Source organism: Amycolatopsis deserti (assembly GCF_014653945.1).
GTDB lineage: Bacteria > Actinomycetota > Actinomycetes > Mycobacteriales > Pseudonocardiaceae > Amycolatopsis_E > Amycolatopsis_E deserti.
In genome coordinates this window covers 465,149-484,225 of record NZ_BNAU01000002.1, presented here as the reverse complement: position 1 = coordinate 484,225, position 19,077 = coordinate 465,149, and the positions used below count along the sequence as shown (strand labels likewise).

Sequence of the window (19,077 nt, the reverse complement as noted above, 5' to 3'; positions counted from 1 at the left end):
GCCCCTTCAGGCCGGGATCAGGTCCCGCACCGGCTCGCCCTGCAGGAGCCGCTCCTGCAGGCGCCGCAGGGACGCGATCGTGGTGGTCTCGTCGACGGCGACGTCCGCCGTGGTCAGCACGGTTCCGGCGGGCACGTCGCGCAGCACGCGGGCGCCGGCGGCCAGGCCGAGCGGCACGTGGCCGCCCGCTCGCGCCGCCTCCGCGGAATCGGTGATGCCGTAGACGGTGTCGCCGCCGATGCCGTCGATCAGCTCGCCCGCCGCGAGGTTCCGCTTGGCCACGGCCAGCACCTCCGCGTTCCACGCCACCGGCGCCAGGCTGGCCGTGCGGTCGAGCACCGCCTCGGCGACCGACAGCGGCGCTTCCACGCTGGCCAGGTGGTAGGGCCGGTAGAACGTGTAGTACGGGCCGGGGCCCATGCCCAGGTAGGCCATCTCCGCCATGACCACCGGATCGTCGCTGTGGCCGATCACGAACACGCCCGGCGCGACCGGACCGGTGCAGTAGTCCACGACACCGGCCGCGGGCAGCTGCCCGCCGTCGGCCGCGGGGCGGAAGATCTTCCCCAGATCGTCCACAGTGGAGTAGGGGCCGGTCATGCCGCGGCGGCTCACGCGGAGGTCCACGCCGTTGGCGAGCGCGGCCATCTCGATCATGGTCTTGGAGCCGTCGACGAAGCTGGCGAGCATGTGCGGGTTCATGCCCTTCGCCGCGGCCTCCGCGGCGACCGAGTCCGGCGTGGCCGTGGGGTCGAGCGGGTTGTTCTTGCCCTTGCCCGCGCAGACGACGGTGAAGCCGATGTCGCGCACGTAGTCGGCGAGTGCCTTGCACTCCACCGGTTCGTCGCCGCGGCACACGGTGTAGACGCGGCCGAGACCGGCGGCCATCCGCGCCAGCAGCAGGCCGACGGTGACGTCGCACTCGACGTTGAGCAGGGCGATGTCCTTGCCCGCCAGCAATCCGGCGAACGCGACCCGGGCGCCGACCTCGGGCACGCCGCTGGCGTCCACGATCACGTCGACCGGCAGGCGGGTCAGGGCCAGCGCGTCGTCCACCACGACGGGGCGTCCCTGCGCGACCGCGCTCGCCAGGTCCCCGTCGGTGGTCGCGCCGGCGCGCCCGGCGCGGTCGAACGCGTGCACCCCGCGTTCCGGGGCGATGTCGGCGATCGCGGCGACCTCCATGCCGTCGATCCGGGCGGCCTGCACGACGAAACCCAGCCCCATCTGGCCGGCGCCCACCAGTCCGATGCGGACCGGCCGGCCCAGTTCGCGCTCCCGGGCTCGCAACCGATCGACGTAGCTCATCGCGACACCTTCCCTGTCTGCACATATGTGCAATTCATTTGCACGCCAGTGATTTCTTGGTACCACGGCGGCGATAATCAGCACAACCCTTCGCGTTGTCTGCACATTTGTGCACAGTGAGAGCACGAGAAAGGCCGGCTTCCCGCGTGGGAAGCCGGCCTTTCTTTTTCTGCGTTGTTCAGGCTGCCGCGCGTTGTCCCGCGGTCAGCCGGGACACCATCGTCCGCGCGTCGGCCACCGCCTTGGCCACCGCCTTCGACGGCGCCCGGTCGGCGAGCGTGCCGAGCGGGCCGGTCAGCTCCGGGCGTTCCCGGAAGCGGGCGAAGACCGACGCACCCTCCATCGCCAGGGCTCTGGTCACCGCCTCCCGCCGCCGGTCGACGACCAGCAGGACCACCGCGCCGCGCAGCTTGCCCTTGGCGCGCCCGGTCACCAGCAACACGCCGGCGCGGTTCTCCTCCGCGGCGACCTGGTTGACCACCCGGGCGTAGCGCATGTGCTGGCGGTAGCTGAAGAAGCCCGCCACCGCGAACCCGGCGACCAGGATCGCGGCGGCCTGCCAGGTCACGTCGGACTCCCGCCGCTGAGTGACAGCTTCGCCCCGGCGGCGGGCAGCGACACCGTGCCCTTGCCGTGCACCGCGCCGGGCAGCAGGGTCGTGCCCTCGTCCGGGTTGAGGTAGACCACGATGTGCCCCAGCGTCCGCAGGTTCTCGTGGGCGCGCTCACCGACCGCGGTCAGCTCGATCTCCGCGTCACCGAGCCGGAAGACGTCGCCGACCCGGACCTCCCGTTCCGGCCCGGCGGCCGGGGAATGCACGACGCTGACGCTTTCCAGCGCGTCCGGGATCGGATCGGCGTAGAGGATCACCACCCCGCCGTCCACCATGTCCTGCGCCTCCTCGCCGGCTCGCAGGATCGTGCTCTCGTAGTACACCGTCATCGTCGACACCTCACAGTCCGAAGCTCGCGCCCCAGGCGATGATGACCGCCAGCGGCGCCGTGATCAACCGGCTGATCAGCACCGCGGGGGTGCCGACCGCGACGGTCTCCGGTTTCGCCTCGCCCAGCGCCAGGCCCACCGGGATGAAGTCGCAGCCCACCTGCCCGTTGATCGCGAACAGCGTGGGCAGCGCGTACTGCACCGGCAGCGCGCCGATCGCGATCTGGCTGCCCATCAGCGTGCCGACCACCTGCGCGATCGCCGCACCCGGCCCGAGGATGGGGGACAGGAACGGCAGCGACACCACCAGCGAGATCACGACCAGCCCCAGCGGGTTGCTCGCGATGGGGGACAGCACGTTCGCGATGCCGCGGGCGATGCCGGTGTAGTTCACGATGCCCAGCAGCAGGCTGACGTAGGCCATGAACGGCAGGATCGTGGTGAGCGTCAGCTCGACCGTCTGCCGTCCGGAGGCCAGCATCGTGTTCACGAACGCGCCGACGCCCGAACCGAACTTCACGAACACGCCGGACACCGAGTCGAACGCCCGCCCGAACCCGGTCGACTGCCCGCCGGTCACCGTCGCGGCGACGTCCCGCGCCGACGGGCGTTCTTCTCGCGGCGGCACCTTCGGCGGCGCGGTGCCTGTCTCGCCGTCCGCCTCGGCGACTTCCTTCACGCCGACGGCGGAGACGAACAGCTCCTCGGTGATGAACTTCGCCAGCGGCCCGCCCGGGGCTCCCGGGTAGACGTCCACAGTGGGCAGACCCTTGCGCGGGTACACCCCGATCCGCGCCGTGCCACCGCAGTTGATGACCGCGGCGACCACCTCGTCGTCGGGTACGGAGGTGTGGAACCCGTCGACCGCCTCCGCGCCGGTCAGCTCCGCGATCCGGGCCGCCACCGGGTGGACACCGCCGCCGGTCACCGACAGGACCTTGTTCCGCTTGCCGTCCACCCGCAGCAGCAGGCCCTTGCCCCAGCCGCCCTCGCCGGGACGGACGAACACCGCGCGGGAGGTGTGGGTTTCGGTCATTTCGCACCACCCTTGGCCGCCTCGAACTGCCGGTCGAAGTCCGCGAAGACCTCGGTCCGGCCGGTTCGCTTGATCATGAACGCGGTGATCCGCTCGGTCACCACACCACGGATGAAGATCACCACGATGCCGACCAGGAAGTACCGCAGCGCCAGCGGCACCGTCGACTGCCCGAGCTGGGCCACGCCGTTGGCCACGCCCAGCCAGACGAACAGCTCACCGGCGTTGGCGTACGGGAAGAACGTGGTCACCGGGTGCACGAACGACACCGCGGAGTCGTAGAACGCCGGTTTGTGCCGTTCGGGCAGGAACCGGCCGAACGAGTAGGCCATCGGGTTGGTCAGCATGAGCACGGCCAGGACCGGCATGATCGTGTAGCGGGTGATCCACCACCGCGCCGACCACTGGACCGCTCTGGTGACGCGCTGCTCGCCGATGAACGTGGTGATCGCGTACATCGCGGTCAGCAGCACGATCAGGGTGGGCAGGATGCCGGTCACCAGGCTCACGAACTGCTCGCCGGAGGCGTTGAACAGCCCGATGAAGTGGCTGCCGAGCCACTCGAGGACACCGAGGGGACCGGAACTGGACCCGGTGTCCGCCTGCTGCGCCATTACAGCAAGCTCCGCCATGTTTTTCCTCCTTGTCGGCCCCCTGACCAAACGCGTCTGCACATAGGTGCAAAGCTTCTTCACGTTTGACAGTGATGTGTGTAACATGCCGGTCCAGCGGGTCACAACCCCCAACGCGAAGGAGCGAGATGCCTGAGATCACAGTCCGGATCGCCTCGCCGGTCGGCCTGCACGCCCGTCCCGCGAGCCAGTTCGTCAAGGCCGCGGCCCGGCACGGCGGACCGGTCTCGATCGCCCGGCCCGGCGCGGACCCCGTGGACGCGCGCAGCATGCTTTCGGTCCTGGGCCTGGCGATCGGCCACGGCGAGGAGGTCGTGATCAGCGCCGAAGGCGACAACGCCGACGCGACACTCGCCGAACTGTCCCGGCTGGTGTCCACTCCGGACGCCTGATGCCGCCGCCCCGGGAACAGCAGCTGCTGGTCAAGGCGGCGCGGCTGTACTACGAGGAGGGCCGCTCGCAGCACCAGATCGCCGACACGCTGGGGGTGAGCCGCTCCAGCGTGTCGCGGATGCTGACCGCGGCCAGGGAACGCGGCATCGTGCAGATCCGCATCAACGACCCCGCCGGACGGGACCTGGACACCGAAGGTGAGCTCGCCGCCCGGTTCGGGTTGCGCGACTGCCGGGTGGCCGAGAACGCCACGGGCGAGCGGCCGCTGCCGCGCGTGGGCGAGCTCGGTGCGCGCTGGCTGCTGGAAAACCTCCACTCCGGACAGCGGGTCGGCGTGTCGTGGGGGCGCAGCCTGCAGGCGGTCGTGCAGCACGTGCCCGAAGAAAGCGTGCTCGACGTCGAGGTGCTGCCGCTGGTGGGCGGCCTGTCCTCGGTCGAATCGGCGATCACCGGCGAGGAGCTGGTCCGCGACCTGGCCACGCGGCTCGGTGGCCGGTTCCAGCTCCTGCACGCGCCCGCGTTGCTGACTTCCAAGGCGGGGCGCGACATCCTGCTCGCCGAACCGTCCATCCGGGACGCTCTGGACCGGGCGCGCAAGGTGCACGTGGCGATGGTCGGCATCGGCAGCGTGGGCGTGGGGTCCTCGGCGGCCCTGCTCACGGCCATGGAGCTGACGCCGGCGGAACGCGACGAGTTCGAAAGCCACCACCCGGTGGGGGACTTCTGCGCGCGGTTCTTCGACGCGGACGGGCGGCCCGTGCCCGGGCCGGTGGACGACCGGGTGATCAGCACGTCGTTCGCCGACCTGGCCGGCATCCCCACGGTGGCCGGTGTCGCGGCCGGAACGGAAAAGGCGCGCGGCACCCTGGGCGCCCTGCGGACCGGTGTTCTCGACGTCCTGATCTGCGACCAGTCGCTGGCGCGCGCCCTGCTCGACTGAAAGGTGTTGTGCATGCTGGAAACGAGGCTGTCCGGGGTCGCGGTGAGCCCGGGACGCGCGAGCGGTCCCGTGGTGCGGGTCGCCGAATCGCTGGCTGAGCCCCCGCGCACCCCGGCGCCCGCCGATCCCGCGGCCGACGCCGCCCGGATCGCCCCCGCCGCGGCGGCCGTCGCCGGGCGGCTGGAAAAGCTCGCTGCTGCGGCGCAGGGCGAAGCGGCGGACATCCTGTTCACCACGGCCGCGATGGCGAACGACCCCGGACTGGTCGGCGAGGCCGAGCGGCTGGTCACCGTCGAAGGGGTGCCCGCGCCGCGAGCGGTGTACGAGGCCGCCGACGGGTTCGCCCGGTCACTGGCCGCAGCCGGCGGGTACCTCGCCGAGCGCGTGCGCGACATCCAGGACGTGCGGGACCGCATCGTCGCCGAGCTGCTCGGTGTCGAGCCGCCGGGCGTGCCGGAGCTGTCGTCGCCGAGCGTGCTGGTCGCGCGTGACCTCGCCCCGGCCGACACCGCCGGGCTCGACCCGGCCCAGGTGCTGGCGCTGGTGACCGAGCAGGGCGGGCCGACCAGCCACACCGCGATCCTCGCGCGAGCCTTGGGTATTCCGGCGGTGGTGGCGGTGCGCGGGGTGCTGGACCTTGCCGCCGAGGCGCTCGTCGTCGACGGCGACGCCGGAACGGTCGAGCCGGCCGATCCGCGTGCCCCGGTGGTGGCCGCGGACCGGCGGGCGGCGGCGGAGTGGAACGGGGTGGGCGCGACCGCGGACGGGCACGGCGTGAAGATCCTCGGCAACGTCGGTTCCGTCGCGGACGCGCGCGCCGCCGCGGAAGTCGGTGCCGAAGGGGTCGGGTTGTTCCGCACCGAATTCTGCTACCTGGACGCGCCGTCCGAGCCGTCCGTCGCCGAGCAGCGGGCCGCCTACGCCGCGGTGCTCGCACCGTTCGCCGGCAAGCCGGTGGTGGTCCGCACGCTCGACGCCGGGGCCGACAAGCCGCTGGCGTTCCTGGCTCCGGAACCCGAGCCGAACCCCGCGCTGGGCGTGCGGGGTGTGCGGATCGCGTTCGACCGGCCCGAGGTGCTGGACCGCCAGCTCGAGGCGATCGCGGGCGCGGCGGCGGATTCGGGCGCCGAGGTGTCGGTGATGGCGCCGATGGTGGCGACCGCGGAGGAGGCCGCGTGGTTCACCGTGCGGGCGCGGGCCGCGGGAATCGCGCGGGCCGGGGTGATGATCGAGGTCCCGGCGGCGGCGCTGGCCGCGCGGGAGATCCTGGAGGTGGCCGACTTCGTCTCGGTGGGCACCAACGATCTCGCGCAGTACACGTTCGCGGCGGACCGCCAGCTCGGCGCGGTGGCCGGGCTGAACGACCCGTGGCAGCCCGCGCTGCTCCGGCTGATCGCCCTGGTCGGCGACGCCGCGCGGGCGGCGGGCAAGCCGGCCGGGGTCTGCGGCGAGGCCGCCGCCGACCCGCGACTGGCCCGGGTGCTGGCCGGGCTGGGGATGACGAGCCTGTCCATGAACGCGGCGGCCATCAGGCCGGTCGGCGCCGCCCTGGCCGCGGCAACCCTGGCCGACTGCGAGACCGAGGCGCGTCTAGCGCTCGCCGCCTGACCCGCGCGAGTGTCTACGGCGGCCAGCTGTGCACCGGCTGGTTGGTGTGCATCTGGTCGCGGTAGCCGGCGACCAGGGAGCGCAGCGCGTCGGACCGGTTCATCGCCGTGGTGTCGAACAGCCGGTGGAACCGGCGTTGCTGCCAGGTCGCGCCCGTGGTGCCGGTGAGGCAACGCTGCTCGATGATCCCCAGCAGCCGGTCCCGTTCATCGGCGTCGACGTCCCATTTCCGCAGTCCCTCGTCGGCCATCGGCAGCAGCCTGCGCAGCACCAGCTCGGCGACCGGCACCGTGCCCAGGCCGGGCCAGTAGATCGCGGCGTCGATCCCGTTGCGGGCGCAGGTGTGGAAGTTCTCCTCCGCCGCGCTGAACGACATCTGCGTCCAGATGGGACGCTCCTGCTCGGCCAGGGTGCGGACGAGGCCGAAGTAGAACGCGCCGTTGGCCATGGTGTCGACGACCGTGGGCCCGGCGGGCAGGACGCGGTTCTCCACGCGCAGGTGCGAGCGGTCCCGGGTGACCGCGTAGATCGGCCGGTTCCAGCGGTAGATCGTGCCGTTGTGCAACCGCAGTTCGTGCAGTGACGGCGTGTCGCCCCGGTCGAGCACCTCGAACGGGTCCTCCTCGGAGCAGATGGGCAACAGCGCCGAGAAGTACCGGGCGTTCTCCTCGAACAGGTCGAAGATCGAGGTGATCCACCGCTCGCCGAACCACACGCGGGGCCGCACCCCCTGGGCCTTGAGTTCTTCCCGGCGGGTGTCGGTGGCCTGCTCGAACAGGGCGATGCGGGTCTCGGCCCACAGGTGCTTGCCGAGCAGGAACGGCGAGTTCGCGCCGAGGGCGACCTGCACCCCGGCGATGGCCTGCGCGGCGTTCCAGTAGGCCGGGAACTGCGCGGGGGAGACCTGCAGGTGGAACTGGGTGCTGGTGCACGCCGCCTCGGGCACGATCGTGTCGCAGGTGGTGCGCAACCGTTCCGCGCCGTCGATGGCGATGTGCAGGTCCTCGCCCCGCTCGGCCAGGATCTGGTCGTTGAGCAGCGCGTACCGCGGGTTCAGCGAGAGCGACGCGCCGGTCAGGTGGTCCTGCCGCAGGGTGGGCAGGATGCCGATCATGATCAGGTGGGCGCCGATGCGGTTCGCGTTCGCCTCGGCGGCGTTGAGGCTGGCGCGCACGTCGTCTTCGAACGTCTTCGCCCCGCCGCCGTTCAGCCGGCGGGGCGAGACGTTGATCTCGAGGTTCCACTGGCCCAGCTCGGTCTGGAAGTCCGGGTCGGCGATCGCCTCCAGCGTCCTGGCGTTGCACATCGTGGGCTCGCCGTGCTCGTCGACCAGGTTCAGCTCGATCTCCAGCCCGGTCATCGGCCGCTCGAACTCGAAGTGCGACTCGCGCAGCATGCGCGCGAACGCGTCCAGGCAGCGGCGCAACCGGGCCCGGTACCGGGTGCGATCGGCCCCGGTGAACGTGTGCTGTTCGACTTCCTCACCCATGCGGCCTCCGGCAGGACCCCCGTATTGTCCCACCGATCGCCCGGCGGTTCAGCACACGAGCGGCCGCGCCTCTGGCCACGGTGCGCGCCCGGCGACGCCGAACGGGCGAGAAGCCGCGGTCCAGCTGGCGCGGCGGCAGTTCCGCAGCGGAACGCGGATCCAAAATGCAGGCTCTGGCGAACGAACTCGGCGTGAGCCCGACGACGCTGAACCGCTGGGTCGGCAGCCGCGACCGGCTGCTAGGCGAGAGCGGATGGCGGGCCTGGTGCGGCAGATCGGCACCATCGCGCTGTACTGGCTGACCGGCACCGGCGCCTCCACCGCACGGTGGTTCTGGGAGGCGCTGAGGTGGGTGCCCCGCAGCGCGGCGGAGGAGAACACGCGGCCGGCGACCGTGCCCGCCCTCGGCCGTGCGGGCCCTGCTCCTCGACGCGCGCACCTGGCCGTCCGGGTCGCCGATCGGCGCCTGGTGCCGGCGCGGCCGGCGCGTTCCGCACCGGCAAGGTCCGCCTACGAGGGCGCCGGAAACCCGCAGCTCAGCGACTACCGGGCCGTGGTCGAACCGAGCGAACGCCCCGGCTGGCACGGCGCGCGCGTCGGCTCTGCGGCGTGTTCCGCGAGCCCGGTCGCCATGGTCTGCATGAAGCGGTAGCGGAGGCGCTCAGTGACGGGGGGACAAGGTGGGCCACCTTCACCGCTCGCGGTGCGACCGGGAACCGGCAGAATCGGGGCATGAACGGCATGAAGAGCAGTGAGCTGGCGGAGTTCCTGCGGACCTGCCGGTCCCGGATCAGCCCCGAGGAGCTGGGCCTGGGCGGTGAATCGGCGCGGCGCCGGGTGCCCGGGTTGCGCCGGGAGGAGCTCGCCCAGCTGGCCGGGGTGAGTGTGGACTACTACACGCGCCTGGAGCAGGGGCGCAGCCGCAGCGCTTCGGCTGAGGTGCTGGACGCTCTGGCCACCGCGCTGCGGCTGAACGACGCCGAGCGCCAGCACCTGATGGACCTGGGCCGCCCGGAACCGGCGGTGCGCAAGCGGCGCGCCCGGCCGCAGCGCGTGGATCCGGCGACGTTGCGCCTGGTGGAGATGCTGGACGAGGTGCACTCGCCGGCGTTCGTGCTGGGGCGGCGGCTCGACGTGCTGGCGCACAACCGGCTCGCGGGGGCGCTGATCACCGACTTCCGGACGCTTCCCGCCACGGACCGGAACCAGGCGCGGTTCGTGTTCTTCGACCCGCACGCGCGTGAGCTGTACCAGGACTGGGAGGCCGTCGCCGCGGACACGGTGGCCATGTTGCGGCTGGATGCCGGCCGCTACCCGGACGATCCCCAGCTGGCGGCTTTGATCGGTGATCTGTCCATCCACTCCGAACAGTTCCGGAAGTGGTGGTCCGACCACAAGGTGCACCGGCGCACCACCGGGACCAAGGGCTACCACCACCCGCTGGTCGGCGACCTGACGGTGCAGTACCAGGCACTCCACCCGGCCGGTGACCCGGACCAGGTCCTGTTCGTCTACACCACCGAACCCGGCTCGGCGTCGGAGACCTCGATGCGGCTGCTGGCCAACTGGAACAGCACCGAGAAACAGGACCGCGAGCTGCCGGTGCGCTGACCGCTCGGCGCGACGGGCCCTGCCCCCACCTGGGGCGGGGCCCGTTCGCATGTCGGGTGGCCCGGGTTGTCCCGGATGAACCGGGCCGGGCCGCCGCCCGCCGCCGGCCGCCGGGCCGACACCGCGGCGTTGCGGCGGCTGCTCGGCGCGCCGTCCAGAGAGGACGGACGGCGCTTTCGGAGCCGCTCAGACCGCCTGGGCGGTGGGCAAGATGGTGATCTCGCTGAGGTTGACGTGGCGGGGCGCCACGGTGATGAACGCGATGGTCTCGGCCACGTCGGCCGGGCTCAGGCACTCGATGTCGCGCAGCAGGTCGGCCATCAGCTTGCTGGCGTCGGGATCGGTGACGTGGTCGGGCAGTTCGGTGTCGACCATGCCCGGCTCGATCGCCGACACCCGCACCATCTTGCGGCCCAGCTCGACGCGCGCCAGGCGGCTGAAGTGGCTGAGGTAGGCCTTCGTCCCGGAGTAGACGGAGAACTTCTCCAGGATCCTGGCCGCGGCGATCGACGAGGTGTTGATCAGATCGGCCGGGCCGCCCGCGGCCGCGGCCGCGACCAGGTGTGGCACGAACGCGCCGAGGACGTTCATGACGCCGGTGACGTTGAGGTCGATCTGGCGCTGCCAGTCGTCCACCCTCAAGTCCTCGATCGGGGAGATCAGCTGTACCCCGGCGTTGCTGACGACCAGATCGGGCCGGCCCAGCCGCTCGGCAACCCGTCGGGCGGCCGCGGTGACGGCGTGCCGGTCGGTGACGTCCAGCGGGAGGGCGAGCGCGGTGCCGCCCGCGGCGGTGATCCGGGCGGCCAGCTCGTCGAGGTTCTCCTTGCGTCGCGCGGCGACCGCGACCTTCGCGCCCAGCGCCGCGAGCCGTTCGGCCGTGGCGGCCCCGATCCCGCTGCTGGCGCCAGTGACGACGGCGACGCGTCCGTCGAGCGGGGTTCCGGCGATGACCTGTGACATGACGGTTTCCTATCCGGTTGGCGGGCTTTCGTCCCGATGCCTTCACACAACCAGTCCGGAAGCCGGAAATGGGGCCGCAACCGCGCCTCCGCTGTCGGAGGACAGTCCGGTCCCCCAACCTCGTCGGCGATCGGGTGGTCCACTCTGTCCCAGGACGAGCGAGGCCCTTTTCGACGCCCTGTTCGCGGCTCGGCGCTGGTTGAGTGCATGGCACAACCCCCGTAAGCGAAGGAGAGACGACGACATGGCTACTTGGCTGATCACCGGCGCGTCCCGCGGCCTCGGTGCGGAGATCGCCCGCGCGGCACTGGCCGGCGGGGACACGGTGGCGGTCGCGGTCCGCGACCCGGACCGGCTCCCGGACGACCTCAAGACCGCCGACCGCGTGTTCCCGGTCGCGCTGGACGTCACCGACACGGCCGCGATCGCCCCGGCGGTGGAGTCCGTGGTGGACCGGTTCGGCGGGATCGACGTGCTGGTCAACAACGCCGGCCGCGGTCTGCTGGGCGCGCTGGAGGAAATCAGCGACGCCGAGGCGCGCTCGCTGTTCGACCTCAACGTGTTCGGGCTGATCAACGTCACCCGCGCGGTGCTGCCCTACATGCGTGAAGCGGGCGGCGGGAAGCTGGTCCACATCGGATCCCGGTCGGGTTTCGAGGGCGAGCCGGGGGTGAGCATGTACAGCGCGTCGAAGTTCGCCGTGGCCGGCATCAGCGAGGCGCTGTCGGTCGAGCTGGCGCTGTTCGGGATCCAGAGCATGGTCGTCGAGCCGGGCGTGTTCCGCACCGACTTCCTCGACGGCAGCTCGCTGTCCTTGCCGGGCAAGCGGATTGCGGCCTACGACGGCAACCCGGCGCACGCGACGCTGGACTGGGTCGGCGAGGCCAACCACACCCAGCTGGGCGACCCGGTGAAGGGCGCGGCCCTGATCCACGAGGTCGCCGGCCAGGACAAGCTGCCCACGCACCTGCTGCTCGGCCGCGACGCGATCGACCGCTGGCAGGTCAAGGTCGACCGGATCGCCGACGACACCGAGCCGTGGCGCGCGAAGTCCATCGCGACCGCGCACGAGGACTGAGCGAGCCGCGGGCGGGCCGGAGCCGGTCCGCCCGCGGCCGGGCCTTCACGCCGAGCGGGAACGCAGGGTTTCCGGGGTGAAGACCGCCGCGATCAGACTGACCAGCGCGCCGAACACCAGGTACCCCGCGGGCGCGTAGGTGCTCTGCGTCGCCTCCACGATGGCGGTGGCGACCAGCGGGCCGGCGCCGCCGAAGAGCACCACGCCGATGTTGTAGCCGATGCCGACCCCGCTGTACCGGCGGGCGGTGGGGAACAGCTCGGCGAAGATCGCCGGCTGCGGCGCCAGCATCAGCGCCTCGCCGATCACCACCAGCGCCAGGCCCGCCACCAGGAACCCGAACGACAACCGGTGCAGCAGCAGGAATCCCAGCGGTGCGGTGACCAGGACCCAGATCGCCCCGGCGATGAGGAACGGCTTGCGCCCGATCCGGTCGCACAGGCGCGCGAACACCACGGTCAGCACCATCATCACGACCATCGCGGCGAACCCGGCCAGCTTCGCCTGCGCGGCGGGCACGGCCAGCTCGGTGGTGAGGAACGTGGGCCCGTACACGAGCAGGACGTAGGTGCACATCGTCGGCGAGCACACCAGCGCGGCGATCCGCAGGATCGAGCGCCAGTCGTGCCGCAGTGTGGCGCGCAGCGGGGCTCGCTCGTGCCCGCCGGTGGCGGCCACCCGCGCGAACTCGGGCGACTCGTCCAGCCGCAGTCGCATGTAGAGCCCGATCAGGCCCAGCGGCAGCGCGATCAGGAACGGGATCCGCCAGCCCCACGACTCCAGCGCGGCGGGGGAGAGCACCTCGGTGAACAGCAGCGCGGACAGGCTGGCCACCATCATGCCGAGCACGATCGTGATCGTCTGCCAGCTGCCGTAGTACGCTCGCCGGCCGGCGGGGGCGGTTTCGATCACGTACGCCACCGCCCCGGTCCACTCGCCGCCCGCGGACAGGCCCTGCGCCAGGCGCAGCACCAGGATCAGCACCGGCGCGGCGACCCCGATCGAGGCGTACGGCGGCACCAGCGCCATCAACGCGGTGCCCAGCGAGATCAGCAGGATGATCGCCGACAACGCGCTGCGCCTGCCGTAGCGGTCTCCGATGTGGCCGAACACCACCCCGCCCAGGGGGCGCACCACGAAGCTCACGCCGAAGAGCGCGAACGTCAGCAGCAGCGCCGCGGTCGGGTCACCGGCGGGGAAGAACAACTTCGCGATCGTGGACGCGAAGTACCCGTACAGCACGAACTCGTACCACTCGATGAAGTTGCCGATGCACGCGGCGACGATCGATTTCCGTTGCGCCGGCGTGATGCCGGCGCCGGTACCGGCCTGCGACTGGGTCCGGATGCTCATGGTGTGCTCACTCTCCTGCCGGGGCGACGCTGCCCCAGTGCGGTGTCCCCGCGACGGGGACGTGGTCGACGTGGTCGAGGTAGGTGCCGAAGCCGATGTCGAGGCGGATCCCGCCGTAGCGGGCGGAGGCCACCTCCCGGCACGGCAGCAGCTGAACGGGGTCCGCGGTGGAGGGCCGGAGGGTCACTTCGGCCGTGCCGTCCCACGCGCCGCCCGGCTCGGAGGTGCGGAACGGGATCCGCACCAGACGGCTGATGTCGTAGCCGGTGCCCTCCGCGCTGGGGATCAGCTTGAGCGCGAAGTGGTTGCCGAACCAGGCGGGAACCGGGTCGAGCGGGCCGGCGGGTGAAGTGGCCCTCGCCCGGACGGTGACGATCTCGATGTCGTTGGCGGTGACGATGCGGCCGGTGACCTCGCCGCCGTCCTCGGTGAGGGTGACGGCGCGGGCCTGCTTCTTGGGCAGCCCGAAGATCTCCCGGCCGAGGGTCCCGTGGTTGAGGCCCTCGATGAAGAACGTGAGCGGGTAGGCGCCGACCTCGCCGTGCCGGTGGCAGCGCACGCTGATCCCGGCCTGCAGGTACGGCGGCCGCTGCTCGACGGTGCCGTCGGGCAGGTGGAACCCGGCGCCGAGGAACTCGGCGACCCAGATCCCGACCAGCGGGTCCGCCGTCGCCGCCAGCGGCGCGGGAAGCAGGCTCGCCACGGCCTGCGGATCGGTGCGGTACTCGAGGGTGAGCCAGCGCAGCCGCACCGACTCGGTGCCCACGCCGTACAGCGGCGCGAACGGGGGCATGGCGACGACGGGTTCGGTCACGGTTCCTCCTAGGCGCGCACGGACTTGGTGATGGCTTCGGCGATCACCTCGGCAGACGGGATCACGGCGGCGGCGAGTCCCGGCGCGGCCGGGATGCGGGCGTCGGGCGTGCCGACCCGCACCGGCGGGCAGCGCAGCGGCACCCCCGCCTCGGCGACGGCGGCGACCACCTCGCCGCCCACCCCACCGACGGTGTGCGCCTCGTGAGCGACCACCAGCCGCCCGGTGCGGCGCACGCTGGCCAGCACGGTGTCCAGGTCGAGCGGGCGGACCCAGCGGGCGTCCATCACTTCGGCCTCGATGCCGTCGGCGGCGAGCCGGTCCGCGGCTTCCAGGACCCGGTGCTGCAGCGCGCCCCAGGTGAGGACCGTGACGTCCCGGCCGGGCCGGCGCACGGCCGCGCCCCCGATCGGCCGCACCTCGCCGCCGAGCCGGACCTCCTGCTTGCCCGCGTGGTAGAGCGTGCGGTTCTCGATCACGATCACCGGGTCGTCGCACCAGATCGCGGACAGCAGCAGGTCGTAGGCGTCCTGGTGGGTGGTCGGCAGGCACACCCGCAGCCCGGGTACGTGGGCGAAGAGCGCCTCCAGCGACTGCGAATGCTGCGCGCACGCGCCGGGCGCGTTGCCCTGCTGGGTGCGCACGGTCAGCGGCGCGGACAGCGCGCCACGCGAGACGTAGCGGACGTTGGCGGCCTGGTTGACCAGCTGGTCGAACGCGACCAGGGAGAAGTCGGCCCACATGATCTCCGCGATCGGACGGCGCCCGAACATCGCGGCCCCCACCGCGCCGCCGAGGATGGCCGACTCCGAGATCGGGGTGTCGAACACGCGGTCGCCGAACTCCTTGCGCAGTCCCTTCGTCACGCCGAACACCCCACCGGGAGCGCCGACGTCCTCACCGAACAGCAGGGCTTCCGGCCGTTCGGCGAGCGCGCGGCGCAGCGCGGCGTTGACGGATTCGGCGTAGGAGAGGTTCTTCGTCTCAGGCATACAGGTGCTCCAGAACGGTCGAGGGGTCGGCGAGGGGATCGGCCAGGGCGCGGGCGGAGGCGTCGGCGATCTCGCGGTCCACGCGCGCGGTGAGTTCGTCCAGTTCGGACTGGGCGACGCCGAGGGCGAGCAGTTCGCGGGTCAGCCTGCCGATCGGTTCCGCGGCGAGCGCGGCGTCCAGGTCGCCGGCGGGGCGGTAGTGCTGCGCGTCGCCGATGTAGTGGCCGACGATCCGCTGGGTCATCGCCTCCAATAGCACCGGGCCCGCGCCGGACCGGGCGCGGCGGACGGCCTCGGCCACGGCCTGCCGCACCGCCTCGGGGTCATTGCCGTCGATGCGCGCGCCGGGGAACCCGTAGGCGGAGGCACGCTTGAACAACCGGTCCACACGCACCATGTCGGCGATCGGGGTGAGCTCGGAGTAGTGGTTGTTCTCCACCAGGAAGATCACCGGCAGCGACCGGACGGCGGCGAAGTTCATCGCCTCGTGCACCGCGCCCTGGTTCATCGCGCCGTCGCCGAACGCGGCCAGCGCCACCCGGCCGGACCCGTCGAACGTGGCGGCCAGCGCGGCGCCCGCGGCGATCGGTGCGCCCGCCCCGACGATGGAGTTCTCGCCGTACATCCCGTACTCCGGCGCGGTGAGGTAGGCCGAGCCGCCCCGGCCGCCGTTGATCCCGGTGGCGCGGCCGAGCAGCTCGGCGAACAGGGCGCGGGGCGGCGCGCCGCAGGCCAGTGTCCAGCCGTGGCCCCGGTAGGTGGGGAACACGGCGTCGCGGGTGAGGTCGAGCGCGGCGCACGCGCCGGTGTAGATCGCTTCCTGGCCGTTGCACAGGTGCACCGAGCCGACGATGTCGCCGCTCGCGCGCAGGCGTGTGACCTCCTCCTCGAAGGACCGGATGCGCCGCATCGACTCCAGATGGGCCAGCAGTGCCGCTGTTTCGGGCATGGGGGTACCCACTCTCCTTTTCGGACGGTTGGGGAAAGGGCGGTTCAGGCGCCGCCGTCGACGGTGAGAACCTGCCCGCTGACGTGCCGGGCGGCGGGCCCGGCCAGGAACTCCACGACTCCGGCGACGTCGCCGGGTTCGCCGGCCGCTGCGAGGTCTTCGCCGGCTTCGGCGTAGCGGGCGCGCAACCGGTCGGTGCCGATCGGGCCGGGGGTGACGGAGTTGACCCGGATCCCGTGCGGGCGGAGCTCACGTGCGAGGTAGCGGGTGTAGTGCGCCACTGCCGCCTTGGCGACGCCGTAGTGGGCGTAGCCGCCGTCCGCGGTGGGCGCGAGCCCGTTGATCGAGCTCATCGTGACGATGCTGCCGCGGCCCTGCGCCCGCATCGGCGCGACGACGGCCCGGCAGCAGTGGATCGTGCCGTACAGGTTGAGCCGCAGCACGGCCTCCAGCTCGCCGAGGTCCACTTCGGACGCGCGGTTGCCGTGGATCGGGCCGGTGCCGCCACCGGCGTTGCAGACCAGCACGTCCACCCCGCCCCACGCGTCGAGCACCGCGCCGATCGCCGCGTCCACCGCGGCCGGGTCGGTCACGTCGCACCGCAGGCCCATCACGTCCACACCCTGGGCGGCGACCTCCGGCACGACCTCGCCGCCGAGGTCGGCGTCCACCACCGCCACCGACGCCCGGAGGCCGCCAGCCGCACCGCGATCGCCCGGCCGATCCCGCGGCCGGCGCCGGTGACCACCGCGCGGGCGGAGTCCAGTGTCCTCACGAGACCTCCCGGTCGGTGCGCGGTGGTGCGTCGGGCGAGGGCACGGTGAGCCGGCCGGTGCGCAGCAGCCCGGTCGCCATCGCCGCCGCCTCCCGCACCTCCGCGATCAGCCACGACCGCCGCTCGGTGAACCGCGACTGCGGCACGGACACGGTGAACGCCCCGGCCGGCATCCCGTTCTCGCCGAAGAACGGCGCGGACACGCAGCAGACGCCGTCGCTGAACTCCTCCAGGTCCAGTGCGTAGCCGCGGCGGCGGGAGGTGGCCAGGTCCACGGTCAGCGCGTCGAAGTCGGTGATCGTGTGCGCGGTGACCGCCTCCAGCGGCACACCCGCGAACATCGCGGCGACCTGCTCCTCCGGCAGGAACGCCAGCACCGCCTTGCAGGAGGCGCGGGCGTGCATGTGCCCGGTGTAGCCGACGTCGAGGTTGCCCACGGACAGCGTGTGCAGGCCCGAGATGTAGTGCTGGAGGATCAGCGTGCCGTGGTTCCAGCCGGAGATGTAGGACGTCTCGCGCGTCTTGTTGTGCAGGCGCGTGAGGATGACCGCGAGCTCCGGGGAGGGCCCGGACCGCCGTTGCAGGTGCCGGCTCAGCGACGCCGCCTTCGGGCCCACGTCGTAGTACCCGCCGGGCAGCCGGACCACGTGCCCGCTGGCGACCAGCGTGCGCAGCAGGTGGTAGCAGGTGCCGATCTTGATGCCGAGCTGCCGCCCGAGCACCTTCGCGGTGGCGGTCCCGTCGGCGGCCGCCACCGCCTCCAGCACCTGCAGGCCGCGCTCCAGCGTGTGCAGCACGGTCGTGCGCTGCTCACCCATCGCGCACCACCAGCCTGGCCAGGGTCAGCGCCAGCACCTTGGCGGCCCGCACCACGTCCGCTTCGACCACGCACTCGTCCGGCGCGTGCGCCCGGGTCACGTCGCCGGGGCCGAAGATCGCCGTCGGCACGCCCCGGGCGCCGAAGTACGCGGCGTCGGAGCCGGCCGTGAAGCCGGTCAGCGACTCCGCGCCGGTGCACTCCCGCTGCGCGGACCGCAGGGCGGTGATCAGCGGGTGGTCGGCCGGGGTCTCCCACCCGGGCAGGCCCTCGTGGTCCCACCGCACGGACGGCGGGTGGTCCCGCAGCCAGTCGTCGGTCGCGGCGACCTCCGCGAGCACGCGCTCCACCTCCCGGCGCAGCTCGGCCGGAGGCTCGCCGGGCATCAGCCCGATCCGCCCGGACATGGTCGCGTGGTCGGGCACCGCCGCGCGCCAGCTGCCCGCCCGGGCGGTGCCGATCGCGAACGGGATCGCGGTCGGCACATCGGCGAACAGCGGGTGCCGGTAGGCGGCGCCGCGTTTGCGCGCCAGCTCGGCCAGCGCCTCGCGGACCCGGATCAGCTTGTCGAACGCGTCCACCCCGCGCCACGGGGCGGAGGTGTGCGCGGCGACGCCGGTGACCTCGACGGTGAAGAACAGCAGACCGGTGCTGACCGGCACGATCGCCCCGCCGGTGGGCTCCAGCACCAGCGCGGCCGCCGGGTCCGGCACCTCGCGCACCGCCGCCCGCGTGCCCGCCCCGGTGGTCTCCTCGGCGACGACCAGCTGCACCGCCACGTCGAACGGCAGGTCCACCCCGGCCTCGCCGAGCGCGGCGAGCGCGTACAGCCCGGCCGCGATGCCGCCCTTCATGTCGACCGAGCCGCGCCCGTGCACCAGGCCACCGTCCCGGTCACCGGAGTAGGGCAGCCGGGACCACGCCTGCTCCTCACCCGCGGGCACCACGTCGACGTGGCCGTTGAGGACCACGCACGGCAGCCCACGACGGCCCGGGTACCAGGCGATCAGGTTCTCCCGCTGCGCGGCCCGCGGCTCCCCGGAGGCCTCCTCGAGCGGCTGCCGCGTCACCGGCCAGTCGCGGGCGGTGAACCAGTCGGCGTACCGGCCGGTGACCCGGTCCTCCCACCCGCTCTCGCTCGGGTCCCGCACGGTGGCGGCCAGGAAGGACAGCATGTCCTCGGCCAGGGCGTCGACCCGGGCCGTCACGTCGGCGTCGGTCGGTCGCATGGTCACCTCCTGCTTCCTCGGCTGGCCGACACTGTGCGGCCCCGGAGGCGCCCATTGCATCAGAGTGAACCCGTTTTTCGACTATCTGAAATTCAGGCCTGGCGACGGTGAGCTCGCCGGGGAGGCCGTCCTAGCGTGCGCAGGCGTC

Annotated in this window: 20 protein-coding genes; 6 read left to right on the top strand and 14 right to left on the bottom strand. The window is 72.5% G+C overall.

Annotated elements, in window-relative coordinates; genetic code table 11:
• Nucleotides 1–6: 6 nt before the first annotated feature.
• From IE290_RS10770 to srlA, 5 genes are all read right to left on the bottom strand, one after another.
• Entirely contained in the window at nucleotides 7–1,308 is a 1,302-nt protein-coding gene (locus IE290_RS10770; RefSeq protein ID WP_191244405.1) for an NAD(P)H-dependent oxidoreductase, read from the bottom strand.
• A gap of 178 nt (nucleotides 1,309–1,486) precedes the next feature.
• On the bottom strand, nucleotides 1,487–1,876 hold the full coding sequence (locus IE290_RS10765) for a transcriptional regulator GutM (RefSeq protein WP_191244404.1): 390 nt from the start codon (nucleotides 1,874–1,876) through the stop codon (nucleotides 1,487–1,489).
• Entirely contained in the window at nucleotides 1,873–2,250 is a 378-nt protein-coding gene (locus tag IE290_RS10760; protein ID WP_191244403.1) for a PTS glucitol/sorbitol transporter subunit IIA, read from the bottom strand. Before IE290_RS10760 ends, IE290_RS10765 begins: the two co-directional genes overlap by 4 nt.
• A gap of 10 nt (nucleotides 2,251–2,260) precedes the next feature.
• Entirely contained in the window at nucleotides 2,261–3,286 is a 1,026-nt protein-coding gene (srlE, locus tag IE290_RS10755; RefSeq protein ID WP_191244402.1) for a PTS glucitol/sorbitol transporter subunit IIB, read from the bottom strand.
• Nucleotides 3,283–3,918: a PTS glucitol/sorbitol transporter subunit IIC gene (srlA, locus tag IE290_RS10750; RefSeq protein WP_229874391.1), complete on the bottom strand. Its 636-nt coding sequence runs from the start codon at nucleotides 3,916–3,918 to the stop codon at nucleotides 3,283–3,285. The genes srlE and srlA overlap by 4 nt, the downstream gene beginning before the upstream one ends.
• A gap of 128 nt (nucleotides 3,919–4,046) precedes the next feature.
• Between srlA and IE290_RS10745 the strand changes: the two genes are divergently transcribed.
• The 3 genes from IE290_RS10745 to ptsP are packed head-to-tail and all read left to right on the top strand — an operon-like array spanning nucleotide 4,047 to nucleotide 6,859.
• Nucleotides 4,047–4,310, top strand: coding sequence for an HPr family phosphocarrier protein (locus IE290_RS10745; RefSeq protein WP_191244401.1), 264 nt, complete (start codon nucleotides 4,047–4,049; stop codon nucleotides 4,308–4,310).
• On the top strand, nucleotides 4,310–5,251 hold the full coding sequence (locus IE290_RS10740; protein WP_191244400.1) for a sugar-binding transcriptional regulator: 942 nt from the start codon (nucleotides 4,310–4,312) through the stop codon (nucleotides 5,249–5,251). Before IE290_RS10745 ends, IE290_RS10740 begins: the two co-directional genes overlap by 1 nt.
• A gap of 12 nt (nucleotides 5,252–5,263) precedes the next feature.
• Nucleotides 5,264–6,859, top strand: a complete 1,596-nt coding sequence (gene ptsP, locus IE290_RS10735; protein ID WP_191244399.1) for a phosphoenolpyruvate--protein phosphotransferase — start codon at nucleotides 5,264–5,266, stop codon at nucleotides 6,857–6,859.
• A 13-nt stretch (nucleotides 6,860–6,872) separates the two neighbouring features.
• On the opposite strand, the gene IE290_RS10730 is transcribed toward ptsP, so the two are convergent.
• The gene (locus tag IE290_RS10730; protein WP_191244398.1) at nucleotides 6,873–8,348 is read right to left on the bottom strand and encodes a glutamate-cysteine ligase family protein; all 1,476 of its coding nucleotides are present in this window, start codon (nucleotides 8,346–8,348) and stop codon (nucleotides 6,873–6,875) included.
• Between the two features lie 253 nt (nucleotides 8,349–8,601).
• On the opposite strand from IE290_RS10730, the gene IE290_RS37790 reads away from it, so the two are divergent.
• Together IE290_RS37790 and IE290_RS10715 are read left to right on the top strand one after the other, a co-directional pair.
• Nucleotides 8,602–9,000: a hypothetical protein gene (locus tag IE290_RS37790; RefSeq protein ID WP_229874390.1), complete on the top strand. Its 399-nt coding sequence runs from the start codon at nucleotides 8,602–8,604 to the stop codon at nucleotides 8,998–9,000.
• An 89-nt stretch (nucleotides 9,001–9,089) separates the two neighbouring features.
• Nucleotides 9,090–9,959: a helix-turn-helix domain-containing protein gene (locus IE290_RS10715; RefSeq protein ID WP_229874494.1), complete on the top strand. Its 870-nt coding sequence runs from the start codon at nucleotides 9,090–9,092 to the stop codon at nucleotides 9,957–9,959.
• A 186-nt stretch (nucleotides 9,960–10,145) separates the two neighbouring features.
• Here the strand turns inward: IE290_RS10715 and IE290_RS10710 are convergent, their stop codons facing one another.
• Nucleotides 10,146–10,922 (bottom strand): SDR family oxidoreductase, encoded by a 777-nt coding sequence (locus IE290_RS10710; RefSeq protein ID WP_191244397.1) that lies wholly within the window; start codon nucleotides 10,920–10,922, stop codon nucleotides 10,146–10,148.
• Nucleotides 10,923–11,166: 244 nt separating this feature from the next.
• Here IE290_RS10710 and IE290_RS10705 point away from each other — a divergent pair, with 244 nt between their 5' ends.
• Nucleotides 11,167–12,000 carry an SDR family NAD(P)-dependent oxidoreductase gene (locus IE290_RS10705; RefSeq protein ID WP_191244396.1) on the top strand — a complete coding sequence of 278 codons (834 nt, stop codon included), beginning with the start codon at nucleotides 11,167–11,169 and terminating at the stop codon, nucleotides 11,998–12,000.
• 45 nt (nucleotides 12,001–12,045) lie between these two features.
• Here IE290_RS10705 and IE290_RS10700 read toward each other — a convergent pair whose 3' ends face one another.
• The 7 genes from IE290_RS10700 to IE290_RS10670 all read right to left on the bottom strand — a co-directional run bounded on the left by IE290_RS10700 (nucleotide 12,046) and on the right by IE290_RS10670 (nucleotide 18,929).
• Nucleotides 12,046–13,353 (bottom strand): MFS transporter, encoded by a 1,308-nt coding sequence (locus IE290_RS10700; RefSeq protein WP_191244395.1) that lies wholly within the window; start codon nucleotides 13,351–13,353, stop codon nucleotides 12,046–12,048.
• A 7-nt stretch (nucleotides 13,354–13,360) separates the two neighbouring features.
• Nucleotides 13,361–14,167 carry an acetoacetate decarboxylase family protein gene (locus tag IE290_RS10695; RefSeq protein WP_191244394.1) on the bottom strand — a complete coding sequence of 269 codons (807 nt, stop codon included), beginning with the start codon at nucleotides 14,165–14,167 and terminating at the stop codon, nucleotides 13,361–13,363.
• 8 nt (nucleotides 14,168–14,175) lie between these two features.
• A complete protein-coding gene (locus tag IE290_RS10690; protein WP_191244393.1) occupies nucleotides 14,176–15,159 on the bottom strand; it encodes an alpha-ketoacid dehydrogenase subunit beta in 984 nt (327 codons plus the stop codon).
• Nucleotides 15,152–16,108 (bottom strand): thiamine pyrophosphate-dependent dehydrogenase E1 component subunit alpha, encoded by a 957-nt coding sequence (locus IE290_RS10685; protein ID WP_191244392.1) that lies wholly within the window; start codon nucleotides 16,106–16,108, stop codon nucleotides 15,152–15,154. Before IE290_RS10685 ends, IE290_RS10690 begins: the two co-directional genes overlap by 8 nt.
• 44 nt (nucleotides 16,109–16,152) lie before the next feature.
• The gene (locus IE290_RS10680; protein ID WP_268246347.1) at nucleotides 16,153–16,782 is read right to left on the bottom strand and encodes an SDR family NAD(P)-dependent oxidoreductase; all 630 of its coding nucleotides are present in this window, start codon (nucleotides 16,780–16,782) and stop codon (nucleotides 16,153–16,155) included.
• A gap of 97 nt (nucleotides 16,783–16,879) precedes the next feature.
• Nucleotides 16,880–17,701: an IclR family transcriptional regulator gene (locus IE290_RS10675; protein ID WP_191244391.1), complete on the bottom strand. Its 822-nt coding sequence runs from the start codon at nucleotides 17,699–17,701 to the stop codon at nucleotides 16,880–16,882.
• Nucleotides 17,694–18,929: a M20 family metallopeptidase gene (locus IE290_RS10670; protein ID WP_229874388.1), complete on the bottom strand. Its 1,236-nt coding sequence runs from the start codon at nucleotides 18,927–18,929 to the stop codon at nucleotides 17,694–17,696. Before IE290_RS10670 ends, IE290_RS10675 begins: the two co-directional genes overlap by 8 nt.
• Nucleotides 18,930–19,077: the final 148 nt, after the last annotated feature.

Excerpts from the sequence above, each read along its gene's own strand:
- IE290_RS10710 (WP_191244397.1), bottom strand. The coding sequence starts at position 10,922 with ATGTCACAGGTCATCGCCGGAACCCCGCTCGACGGACGCGTCGCCGTC.
- ptsP (WP_191244399.1), top strand. The coding sequence starts at position 5,264 with ATGCTGGAAACGAGGCTGTCCGGGGTCGCGGTGAGCCCGGGACGCGCG.
- IE290_RS10690 (WP_191244393.1), bottom strand. The coding sequence starts at position 15,159 with ATGCCTGAGACGAAGAACCTCTCCTACGCCGAATCCGTCAACGCCGCG.
- IE290_RS10670 (WP_229874388.1), bottom strand. The coding sequence starts at position 18,929 with ATGCGACCGACCGACGCCGACGTGACGGCCCGGGTCGACGCCCTGGCC.
- IE290_RS10685 (WP_191244392.1), bottom strand. The coding sequence starts at position 16,108 with ATGCCCGAAACAGCGGCACTGCTGGCCCATCTGGAGTCGATGCGGCGC.
- srlE (WP_191244402.1), bottom strand. The coding sequence starts at position 3,286 with ATGACCGAAACCCACACCTCCCGCGCGGTGTTCGTCCGTCCCGGCGAG.
- IE290_RS10675 (WP_191244391.1), bottom strand. The coding sequence starts at position 17,701 with ATGGGTGAGCAGCGCACGACCGTGCTGCACACGCTGGAGCGCGGCCTG.
- IE290_RS37790 (WP_229874390.1), top strand. The coding sequence starts at position 8,602 with ATGGCGGGCCTGGTGCGGCAGATCGGCACCATCGCGCTGTACTGGCTG.
- IE290_RS10740 (WP_191244400.1), top strand. The coding sequence starts at position 4,310 with ATGCCGCCGCCCCGGGAACAGCAGCTGCTGGTCAAGGCGGCGCGGCTG.
- IE290_RS10745 (WP_191244401.1), top strand. The coding sequence starts at position 4,047 with ATGCCTGAGATCACAGTCCGGATCGCCTCGCCGGTCGGCCTGCACGCC.
- IE290_RS10700 (WP_191244395.1), bottom strand. The coding sequence starts at position 13,353 with ATGAGCATCCGGACCCAGTCGCAGGCCGGTACCGGCGCCGGCATCACG.
- IE290_RS10760 (WP_191244403.1), bottom strand. The coding sequence starts at position 2,250 with ATGACGGTGTACTACGAGAGCACGATCCTGCGAGCCGGCGAGGAGGCG.
- IE290_RS10730 (WP_191244398.1), bottom strand. The coding sequence starts at position 8,348 with ATGGGTGAGGAAGTCGAACAGCACACGTTCACCGGGGCCGATCGCACC.
- srlA (WP_229874391.1), bottom strand. The coding sequence starts at position 3,918 with ATGGCGGAGCTTGCTGTAATGGCGCAGCAGGCGGACACCGGGTCCAGT.
- IE290_RS10770 (WP_191244405.1), bottom strand. The coding sequence starts at position 1,308 with ATGAGCTACGTCGATCGGTTGCGAGCCCGGGAGCGCGAACTGGGCCGG.
- IE290_RS10715 (WP_229874494.1), top strand. The coding sequence starts at position 9,090 with ATGAAGAGCAGTGAGCTGGCGGAGTTCCTGCGGACCTGCCGGTCCCGG.
- IE290_RS10705 (WP_191244396.1), top strand. The coding sequence starts at position 11,167 with ATGGCTACTTGGCTGATCACCGGCGCGTCCCGCGGCCTCGGTGCGGAG.